Source organism: bacterium (assembly GCA_023382385.1).
Taxonomy (GTDB): domain Bacteria; phylum Electryoneota; class RPQS01; order RPQS01; family RPQS01; genus JABWCQ01.
The window spans coordinates 420,508-429,510 of the sequence record JAHDVH010000001.1 but is presented as its reverse complement, the minus strand read 5'-3'; the positions used below and the strand labels follow the sequence as shown (position 1 = coordinate 429,510).

The following is a 9,003-nucleotide window of genomic DNA, read 5'->3' as shown; positions in this document are numbered from 1 at the left end:
GCTCGACGATGAGCAAGAGCGCTTCGGCCAAGAATGCTTCGGCCGGTGCCTGTGATCCGGCGATGTGCTCGACGATGAGCAAGAGCGCTTCGGCCAAGAATGCTTCGGCCGGTGCCTGTGACCCGGCGATGTGCTCGACGATGAGCAAGAGCGCCTCAATGGCGTCCGGTTCGTCCTGCTCGTCTACGAATGCCAGCAAGGCATCGGGCGGCGCGTGCTGCATGAGCAAGGGTGCAAGCGCATCTATGGCTTCCAACGAGACTTGTGCGTCGAGCGCGGCCAAGAAGGCGTGCGGCGATAAGGGCTACTTCAATGCTAATGTCTACAAGATTGAAAATGGCACGATGTACGCCGTGTCGGATGGCAAGAAGTTTGTCGTGACCGACAAGACTCCGTATACGCAGGTGGGCAATGCTCGTTTCTACTTCGCGGATGACGAGTGCGCGATCAAGTGCAGCCAGACGATGGCTTCAAAGGCCGACAGCTACGTTCACGAGACTGCTCAGCTGGCTACGTTGGAGTCCAATGTGAAGACGGAAGGCGGCAAGAAGATTGCTACCTGCAATATGTCCGGTCACAGCTTTGAAGTGACCGCTGCTACGCCGGCAGTTGTGGTTGACGGTCAGAAGACCTACTTCTGCGGCGAAGGCTGTGCGCACAACTACATGGGCCTGTAATCCCAGAATTGTTGCATATTTCGGAGGCCGCGCCGAGAAACGGCGCGGCCTCTTCTTTTTGCTCAAGCCCATTGTAAGATACTGTAAATATTAACATAAGTGACAAATCAATCTGAAGACATTGGGCAGCATCTCTTCCCAAATCGCTTGACAGACTGAGGGCTGTTGCGTATATTTCGGGTTCGCGCACATTGCCGAGGGCCTGTGGCGCAGTTGGGAGCGCGTCTGAATGGCATTCAGAAGGTCAGGGGTTCGAATCCCCTCAGGTCCACCAGACGATCCCGGTTTGGTATTGGGTTCTTTCTCGCGGGAGTAACTCAGTGGTAGAGTTCCACGTTGCCAACGTGGCTGTCGCGGGTTCGAATCCCGTCTCCCGCTCTAACCGCAGGAAGTTGGCCTTGCCGTGGAATAAGGTTAGGCTTCGCAAGGCGTCTCTCTGTGCGAACTCCGCCTGATGTCCTGCACGGCGCCGTAGCCAAGTGGTAAGGCGGAGGTCTGCAAAACCTCTATTCAGCGGTTCGAATCCGCTCGGCGCCTCCAAGCCGCATCCGTTCCGCGAACATACTCCTGTTGGCCGGGATGGTGAAATGGTAGACACAGGGGACTTAAAATCCCCAGGGAACAAAATTCCCGTGCCGGTTCGAGTCCGGCTCCCGGCACAATAGCCGTCAGTCGCGATCTTACTGCCGCCTGCTTCGTCTGCCCTTGCGGTCGCGCGTACCGGCTTCTGCCGGTTGATTTGTTTTTGGGCGATTAGCTCAGTTGGTTAGAGCGCTTGCGTGACATGCAAGAGGTCACTAGTTCGAATCTAGTATCGCCCACTACCCAGCGTGGACGCTGGACCCAATGGTGACGCTGAATGAAGTTCTGTCTTGTTGCTTTGCGTTTCGTTTCATTGGGTTGTCGCATGCAGTCATTTGTAAACTGGGTTAACTGTAGTTACCGTTCGTAGAGGTACTCACATGTCCGAACTTTTGCTCGAACTAATCGACGGCAAAGCCGTCAAGGCCCAGAGCGGCGCCAAGCCGATAGACCTCCTTCCCGATGGGCAGGAAGTCGGCGCGCAGGGAGTCTTGGCCGCCGTCGTTGACAAAGATATCTGGGACTTGCACCGCCCGCTCGAACATGGCGGCAAACTGAAATTTGTCACCTTCGAGCACCCTGAAGGCAAGTTCGTCTACTGGCACTCGGCGGCGCATCTTATGGCACATGCCATCAAAGAGCTGTGGCCCGAGTCACAATTGGCAATCGGCCCTCCCATAGCAGATGGCTTCTACTATGACATCGATTCCCCGCACGTCTTCACTCAGGAAGACTTTCCTGTCATCGAAGAAAAGATGCGCGAAATCGCCAAGCGGAACTTACCGCTGGTTCGCAAGGACTTAAGCGAAGCTGACGCTGTCTCGCTCTTCCGGGGGATGGGTGAGGGCTACAAACTTGAACTGATTGACGGCCTTGAAGAAGGGCTGACTGTCTACGAGCAGGGTAACTTTGTCGACCTCTGCCGCGGGCCGCACCTCGACCGCACAAGCCGGATTAAGCATTTCAAGATTCTTTCCGTGGCCGGCGCCTACTGGCGAGGTGACGAGAAGAATAAGATGCTCCAGCGGCTCTACGCGACCGCCTATCCGAGCAAAGAATTGCTCGAAGAGCATCTTCATCGTCTGGAAGAAGCGGCCAAGCGCGATCATCGCAAGCTTGGTAAGCAGCTTGACCTCTTCAGCTTCCACAATGAATCGCCGGGAGCTGTGTTCTTTCACCCGCGCGGCCAAATCATCTGGGATGAGATTACGCGCTATTGGCGCGCCAAGCATGCCGCTGCGGGATATAGGGAGATTCGTACGCCCTTTGTGATGAACGAAGAGCTCTGGCGAAAGTCCGGGCACTACGACCATTACAAAGAGAATATGTACTTCACGGTCGTGGATGAGCAGTCCTACGCGCTAAAGCCGATGAACTGCCCCGGACACTGTCTGGTCTACGGTACGCATCAAGTGTCCTACCGCGACTTGCCCTTGAAGCTCTGCGAACTCGGGACGGTTCACCGCTTTGAAAAGAGCGGTGTGCTGCACGGCTTGTTCCGTGTCAGGGTCTTTACTCAAGATGACGCGCATATTTTCGTGACGACCGATCAGATCGAAGAGGAAGTCGCGAAAGTCGTCAGGTTTATCTTTGACATGTACCGCGATTTCGGTTTCGAAGAGTATCGCGTCGAACTCTCGACGCGTCCCGAATCACGGGTAGGTTCTGATGATGTGTGGGACAAAGCGGAAACCGCGCTGGAGAATGCACTGAAGACTCTCGGTGTCGAGTTTCAACTCAATCCCGGCGACGGTGCATTCTACGGCCCGAAAATCGATTTCCACATCAAGGACGCGATCGGCAGAACGTGGCAGTGCGGAACCGTGCAATGTGACTTCTCGATGCCGGACCGCTTCGGCCTCGAATACGTGGGATCGGATGGCGGACGGCATACTCCGGTGATGATTCACCGCGCACTGCTGGGATCGATGGAGCGCTTCATCGGTATTCTGGTCGAGCACTATGCAGGAGACCTGCCGCTGTGGCTGTCTCCTGAGCAGATCCGGATCCTGCCGGTATCCGATCGTACTCTGGATTACGCGGTGAAGGTGACCGACGAGCTTGTATCGCGCGGCATTCGCGCAAAGCTTGACGACCGCAACGAAAAGCTGGGCTTCAAGATTCGCGACGGCGAATTGAGCAAGATACCTTACATGGCCGTCATCGGCCCGAAGGAAGTTGAAAACGAGCAAGTCTCTCTCCGTCGCCGCAAGGAAGGCGACCTCGGAGGACTGTCTGTAGAAGAGACAGCCTCGCGACTGCTCACCGAGATTAGAAATCGCACGACGCATTAGATTCAGGAGGAACTCTGCGCACACCGCCAACTACCAGTAAAGCAAACTCGACTCGTATTAACGAAGGTATAGTCGCTCCCGAAGTACGGGTCATTGGTAGTGATGGTCAGCAGATTGGCGTCATGCACCCCTCCAAGGCGCTTGAATTGGCGCGGCAGGAGGAGCTGGATCTGGTGGAGATAGCATCTGCGGCAACTCCCCCTGTCGTGCGAATCATGGACTTCGGGAAGTACAAATACTCGGTGTCCAAGAAGGACAAGACCTCCCGCAAGAAGTCTGCAAGCTCGACAGTCAAGACCATTCGCCTTTCTCCCGCCACAGATGACCATGACCTGCTGACAAAAGCTCGGATGGTCAAGCGGTTCGTTGAAGAAGGTTCAAAGGTCAAAGTTATCATCTGGTTTCGTGGCCGCATGATCACGCACCAGGAGTTCGGGGTTCGCATGATGCAGCGGATCGCTGAAGAAGTCGCCGAGGTCGCAAAGCCCGAGGCGCCGCCCAGAATGGAAGGGCACAATCAGCTGGTCCTGATGTTAATTAGAAAGTAACCGGAAATAGAGGGTCACATGCCCAAGATGAAAACCAAGCGTTCGATGGCGAAGCGGTGCAAAGTCACCGGCTCAGGGAAGATTGTCTTCTACAAGACGCGCCGTCGGCACAAATTGACTCACAAGACTACCGCCCAGAAGAATCGCTTGACGGGCACGCAGACCTTTGTGGGTGGCGAAGAGGCTAAAGTCAAGAAGATGATGGCAATGGCCTGAGAGCCTCTGTCGAGACATGCTGCGCCGCATTGCGTCGTTCAGTGTGTCGGACGAGATTTGATTTGAACATTTATCGTATTCAGGTATAACCATGCCAAGAGCAACAAATAATCCCGCCACACGCCGCCGGAAGAACAAAGTCTTCAAGGCCGCCAAGGGCTATATCGGTCGCCGCGGCACGCTGATTCGTGCGGCTACCGAAACTGTGGAAAAAGCGTGGGCGCGCAGCTTCGGCGACCGTCGCAAGAAAAAGCGCGTCTATCGGAATCTGTGGGTCGTTCGCATCAATGCCGCCGCCCGTGAGAACGGTTTGTCCTACTCCCGATTTATAAACGGGCTGAAACAACAGGGAATCGCCCTTGACCGTCGTCAGCTCGCGGAGTTGGCCGTGCATGACCCTCAAGGCTTCAAGCACTTGACCGATTCGGTCAAGGCTGCATAGCCTACACAGGCCCTCCAATTTTTGTGCTAATGTTGACGGGCGGTTCCTGCACGGCGGGAATCGCCTTTCTCTATTTTCGAACCACGGCGGATGATGAGAGAAGAAATTGATAACCTGCGTCGCGAAGCTTCCGAAGCACTTCAAACCGCTTCGGACCTCGCCGCACTGGAACTTGTTTCAATAAAATACCTGAGTCGCAAAGGGCTCGTGGCCAACTTGTTCAAGCAGCTCGGGAAGGTCGATGCGGCGGAGCGTCCGGCTGTCGGCCAGCTGCTGAACGATTTGAAGCAACAGCTCGAAGCTCTGGAAGCTGAGCGCAGGAATGCTCTCACTCCCAAGTCGAAGGGGCCGGATATTGATACGTCGCTGCCGGGTCGCGGCACGTGGGTGGGAGGGTATCATCCGTTGACGATAGTCATGCGTGAGATTACCGACATCTTTCGAAGTATGGGCTTTCGTGTTGCAGACGGTCCCGAGATTGAGCTGGTCAAGTATAATTTTGACATGCTCAACACTCCCGCGTGGCATCCTTCGCGTGATGAGAGCGACACGATTTATCTGCCGAATGGCTTCGTGGTCCGAACTGAGACATCGCCGGTTCAAGTCCGCACGATGGAAAGGCAGGACCCGCCTGTGCGCATCATTTCACCCGGACGGGTCTATCGACGCGACCGGCCGGACGCTACGCATTCTCCGATGTTCCATCAAGTGGAAGGGTTGTATGTGGACAAGGGGGTGACGATGGCAGAGCTTAAGGGGACGCTGCTTGCGTTCTACAGAGAGTTGTTCGGCCAGCAGACGAAACTGCGGTTTCGTCCGCACTTTTTCCCGTTTACAGAACCTTCCGCCGAGGTGGATATCACATGTCCGTTTTGCAAAGGCGATGGCTGCCGTATCTGCAAGTACACAACGTGGCTGGAAATGGGCGGCAGTGGAATGGTGGACCCGAATGTGCTCTCAGGTGTCGGTTACGACCCGGAAATCTACTCGGGTTTCGCCTTCGGACTGGGAATAGATCGGATTGCCATGCTGCGCTTCGGCATTCCGAATATCAGACTTCTGTTCGACAGCGACGTACGTTTTCTGAAGCAATTCTCCGGCATTACGCCACGCTAACTAACCTTTATTATGCTGATCAGCTATAAGTGGCTTTCCGAATTCCTTGATCTGCCTGTGTCGCAGGAGCAGCTCGCCGACGTTTTGACGTGGCTCGGGTTGGAAGTTGAAGCAGTCAACACCTACGCTCCGTTGCTTGACAACGTGGTGATTGGCGAAATCGTCGAATGTGCACCCATTGCGGGAACCGACCATCTCTCGATTACGCGGACGAACGTAGGTGGCGAGTCGCTGTCTGTCGTCTGCGGAGCGCCGAACGCACGCGCCGGACTGAAAGTTGTGGTCATGCTGCCGGGTGCCAAGACCGCTGAGGGAATGACGATCAAGAAGGCAAAGTTACGCGGCCACGAATCGCACGGCATGCTCGCTTCCGAGCAGGAGCTTGGCTTGGCTCCTTCTCATTCGGGAATCATCGAGTGTCCCAAGGAGTGGGAGGTTGGCGCTTCAGCTGCGCGCTACCTGCAGGATACAGATACGGTTTACGATGTGGAAGTCACGCCAAATCGTCCGGATTTTCTGTCACATATCGGCGTGGCACGGGACATCGCTGCGAAGTTCAAGCTGCCTTGGCAACCCAAAGCATACACCCTGCAGGAGTCATCTCGCAAGGCGGCGGATTTCGTGCGGGTGAAGATCACTGCACCCGAGGCCTGCCCGCGCTACGTCGCACGAGCGGTGACCGGACTCAGAATCACTCCTTCGCCGTTCGACGTTCGCATCCGACTGCTGCGTTGCGGGATTAGACCGATTTCCAACGTCGTGGACGTGACCAACTATCTGATGCTCGAAACGGGACAGCCGCTTCACGCGTTCGACGCGCGTTTCATTGCGGACAGAGCGATCAATGTTCGCTATGCCGCCGCCGGCGAAAAGTTTGTTACGCTGGACGAGAAGGAGCATAAGCTCGCAGCGCACGATCTGCTGATTGCCGATTCCAAGCACGGAATTGCGCTGGCGGGTGTAATGGGCGGGCAGAACAGCGAGATTCGCGACGATACGAGCGACGTGATTATCGAATGTGCGTACTTTGATCCCGTTCACATTCGGCGAACGGCGAAGTCGCTGGGTATGTCCACTGACTCGTCCCGCCGTTTCGAGCGCGGTTGCGATCCCGGTAATGTGCCTTATGTCGCTGCCGCCACGGCATCGCTCATGCAGAAGTGGGGTGGAGGAGAGGTTTGGTCGGGAGCTGTGGATGAGTATGTGCGACCGATCACGCAAGTTCAGATCTCATTCAGACCCGAGCGTGCGTCCGCGTTAATTGGAATGGACTATCAGCCGGAGGAGATTGCGGAGATCTTCGCTCGTCTAGGATGCGAAGTTAACCGCCAGAAGACGCCATGGCAAGTCAATGCTCCTACTCATCGTCCTGACCTTGAGCGTGAAGTTGACTTGATCGAAGAAGTAGTTCGCGTCCATGGATATGAACAGATTCCAACATCTGAATCCGGCAAAGTCGTGCTCACCGGGCAGGATGATCTTGTCGTGCAGGTTCGTCGACAGGTTGAAGATGTGCTGGTGTCGTTAGGCTTCCTGCAATCCGTATCTCTGTCAATGTGGAACCCTGAACCGCGTCTGGACCCTCCTGGATTACCACTGGGTGTTGAGCTTGCAAACCCGGTCACAGACGAAATGAAGTTTCTGCAGGGTAGCGTCCTGGCCCCCATATTCCGGGCCGCCGCCGCAAATTTCGAACGAGGCGACAAGGATCTACGCCTGTTCGAAACGACCCGCGTCTTTAGGCAGGGCGAAGTCGGCGATCCCCGAACGTGGGAGCGTCAGGTTGTGGCCGGGCTAATGGTTGGTCGCCGCTATCCACAGGGCTGGAGCCAGCCGAAGGATCCTGTCGACTTCTTCGATCTGAAGAGTGTGCTGGAGTTTCTGGCCCTCAAGCTTTCCCTTGACAAACCGGAAATTTTTTGCTATGATCTTGATACCGTTGGTTTTCTGAGCGGTCAGCTTCGTCTCAACGGCCTGAATGCCGGAGAGTTCGGCATCTGGCCACGTGAGGAATGTGCTGTTCGCGACATTGACGCCCCTGTCGCCTGGTTTGAGCTGGATTTGGGTCTTATGGCGCAGAGCCGCTCAAGCGATTTCGCTTTTCAGACACTTCCGCGCTTCCCAACCGCTTGGCGTGATCTTTCCGTCATCGTCGACAAGACCGTCCCGTTTGCCGAGTTGGCTGTAACTGCACGGGAGGCTGGCGGCCCTACTCTATTGAAAGTCTGGCCGTTCGACGTCTTTGTCAGCGACAAACTTGGTACCGGAAAGAAATCCGTGGCATTTCGACTTGAGTTTTTGCATCCCGATAGAAGCCTTGATGCCGCCGAAGTTGATGCGGCGATTCAATCTATTGTCTCAAAATTGCAGCAAAGACACTCAGCCTCACTGCGCTGAGTTCTTTTTTCACCTCAGACCTGAACAAGCTCTTGCATGGATATCCAAACTTTTGATGCTCTCGACCAGAAAGTAACGCGACTTCTGACAAAGCTCAACGAACTGCAAAGTCAGAATCGCGAGTTGGAAGGGCTGGTTGAGACCCTCCGGACGCAGCAATCCGCCGCCGCGCAGGAAGTAGATGCTCTTCGCAGGAAGTGCGCTTCTCTGGAAGAGAATCAGCGGGATCCGCATCGTGAAGAACTCATTCGCTCTCGTATCGCAGCGCTGCTTGACAAACTTGAGGCAGCCTGAGGCCGCATTTGAATAGGTGCCGACCATGACCGACTTACTTCGAGATAGCAATCAGGAAGAAGCTGTGGTTGTGACGATCTTTGATCGGGCCTATCGATTGCAACGGACCGCTGAACCCGAGTATTTGCATCGGGTGGCGGGAATCGTGGATGAACGAATGCGAAACGTTCACACGATGGATCGATCGCGGCCTGCCAGCGAACTTGCTGTGCTCGCGGCGCTGCAACTCGCACACGAACTGACTGAGGCTCAGTCTGAATTGTCCGATCATGAAAGTTTGGTGACGTCAAAAGCACGCAGGCTCGAGAGCGTGCTCGATGAGAAACTGCGCGAGCTTGGCGCTTAACGGCATTCTCCTTCGGTTCTGAGTTGATACAAAAAGGACGGATTACTCGAACAGATACTTGGTTGATTAAACAGTCATTTGACAAAATCCC

The 9,003-nt window shown here is 55.3% G+C and carries 10 protein-coding genes and 5 tRNA genes; 14 read left to right on the top strand and 1 reads right to left on the bottom strand.

Features of this window, described 5'->3' with window-relative positions:
- Nucleotides 1-223, bottom strand: a 223-nt coding sequence (locus KJZ99_01980) for a hypothetical protein (GenBank protein ID MCL4304659.1), incomplete at its 3' end; no start/stop codon positions are given.
- Here KJZ99_01980 and KJZ99_01975 point away from each other — a divergent pair.
- The 14 genes from KJZ99_01975 to zapA all read left to right on the top strand — a co-directional run bounded on the left by KJZ99_01975 (nucleotide 222) and on the right by zapA (nucleotide 8,912).
- The gene (locus tag KJZ99_01975) at nucleotides 222-677 is read left to right on the top strand and encodes a hypothetical protein (protein ID MCL4304658.1); all 456 of its coding nucleotides are present in this window, start codon (nucleotides 222-224) and stop codon (nucleotides 675-677) included. The genes KJZ99_01980 and KJZ99_01975 overlap by 2 nt on opposite strands.
- A gap of 198 nt (nucleotides 678-875) precedes the next feature.
- Nucleotides 876-951, top strand: a tRNA-Ala gene (locus tag KJZ99_01970).
- 32 nt (nucleotides 952-983) lie between these two features.
- A tRNA-Gly gene (locus KJZ99_01965) sits at nucleotides 984-1,055 on the top strand.
- A gap of 87 nt (nucleotides 1,056-1,142) precedes the next feature.
- A tRNA-Cys gene (locus KJZ99_01960) sits at nucleotides 1,143-1,217 on the top strand.
- Between the two features lie 33 nt (nucleotides 1,218-1,250).
- Nucleotides 1,251-1,336, top strand: a tRNA-Leu gene (locus KJZ99_01955).
- Between the two features lie 88 nt (nucleotides 1,337-1,424).
- Nucleotides 1,425-1,498, top strand: a tRNA-Val gene (locus tag KJZ99_01950).
- Nucleotides 1,499-1,639: 141 nt separating this feature from the next.
- Nucleotides 1,640-3,553, top strand: coding sequence for a threonine--tRNA ligase (gene thrS, locus KJZ99_01945; protein MCL4304657.1), 1,914 nt, complete (start codon nucleotides 1,640-1,642; stop codon nucleotides 3,551-3,553).
- A 56-nt stretch (nucleotides 3,554-3,609) separates the two neighbouring features.
- A complete protein-coding gene (gene infC / locus KJZ99_01940) occupies nucleotides 3,610-4,101 on the top strand; it encodes a translation initiation factor IF-3 (protein ID MCL4304656.1) in 492 nt (163 codons plus the stop codon).
- An 18-nt stretch (nucleotides 4,102-4,119) separates the two neighbouring features.
- Nucleotides 4,120-4,317 (top strand): 50S ribosomal protein L35, encoded by a 198-nt coding sequence (gene rpmI / locus KJZ99_01935; protein ID MCL4304655.1) that lies wholly within the window; start codon nucleotides 4,120-4,122, stop codon nucleotides 4,315-4,317.
- 91 nt (nucleotides 4,318-4,408) lie between these two features.
- Nucleotides 4,409-4,759, top strand: a complete 351-nt coding sequence (gene rplT, locus KJZ99_01930) for a 50S ribosomal protein L20 (GenBank protein ID MCL4304654.1) — start codon at nucleotides 4,409-4,411, stop codon at nucleotides 4,757-4,759.
- A 93-nt stretch (nucleotides 4,760-4,852) separates the two neighbouring features.
- Nucleotides 4,853-5,875: a phenylalanine--tRNA ligase subunit alpha gene (gene pheS / locus KJZ99_01925; protein MCL4304653.1), complete on the top strand. Its 1,023-nt coding sequence runs from the start codon at nucleotides 4,853-4,855 to the stop codon at nucleotides 5,873-5,875.
- 12 nt (nucleotides 5,876-5,887) lie between these two features.
- Nucleotides 5,888-8,272 (top strand): phenylalanine--tRNA ligase subunit beta, encoded by a 2,385-nt coding sequence (gene pheT / locus KJZ99_01920; protein MCL4304652.1) that lies wholly within the window; start codon nucleotides 5,888-5,890, stop codon nucleotides 8,270-8,272.
- A 36-nt stretch (nucleotides 8,273-8,308) separates the two neighbouring features.
- The gene (zapB, locus tag KJZ99_01915) at nucleotides 8,309-8,566 is read left to right on the top strand and encodes a cell division protein ZapB (GenBank protein ID MCL4304651.1); all 258 of its coding nucleotides are present in this window, start codon (nucleotides 8,309-8,311) and stop codon (nucleotides 8,564-8,566) included.
- A 25-nt stretch (nucleotides 8,567-8,591) separates the two neighbouring features.
- On the top strand, nucleotides 8,592-8,912 hold the full coding sequence (gene zapA, locus KJZ99_01910; protein MCL4304650.1) for a cell division protein ZapA: 321 nt from the start codon (nucleotides 8,592-8,594) through the stop codon (nucleotides 8,910-8,912).
- Nucleotides 8,913-9,003: the final 91 nt, after the last annotated feature.

Excerpts from the sequence above, each read along its gene's own strand:
- thrS (MCL4304657.1), top strand. The coding sequence starts at position 1,640 with ATGTCCGAACTTTTGCTCGAACTAATCGACGGCAAAGCCGTCAAGGCC.
- zapA (MCL4304650.1), top strand. The coding sequence starts at position 8,592 with ATGACCGACTTACTTCGAGATAGCAATCAGGAAGAAGCTGTGGTTGTG.
- zapB (MCL4304651.1), top strand. The coding sequence starts at position 8,309 with ATGGATATCCAAACTTTTGATGCTCTCGACCAGAAAGTAACGCGACTT.
- pheS (MCL4304653.1), top strand. The coding sequence starts at position 4,853 with ATGAGAGAAGAAATTGATAACCTGCGTCGCGAAGCTTCCGAAGCACTT.
- KJZ99_01975 (MCL4304658.1), top strand. The coding sequence starts at position 222 with ATGAGCAAGGGTGCAAGCGCATCTATGGCTTCCAACGAGACTTGTGCG.
- rplT (MCL4304654.1), top strand. The coding sequence starts at position 4,409 with ATGCCAAGAGCAACAAATAATCCCGCCACACGCCGCCGGAAGAACAAA.
- rpmI (MCL4304655.1), top strand. The coding sequence starts at position 4,120 with ATGCCCAAGATGAAAACCAAGCGTTCGATGGCGAAGCGGTGCAAAGTC.
- pheT (MCL4304652.1), top strand. The coding sequence starts at position 5,888 with ATGCTGATCAGCTATAAGTGGCTTTCCGAATTCCTTGATCTGCCTGTG.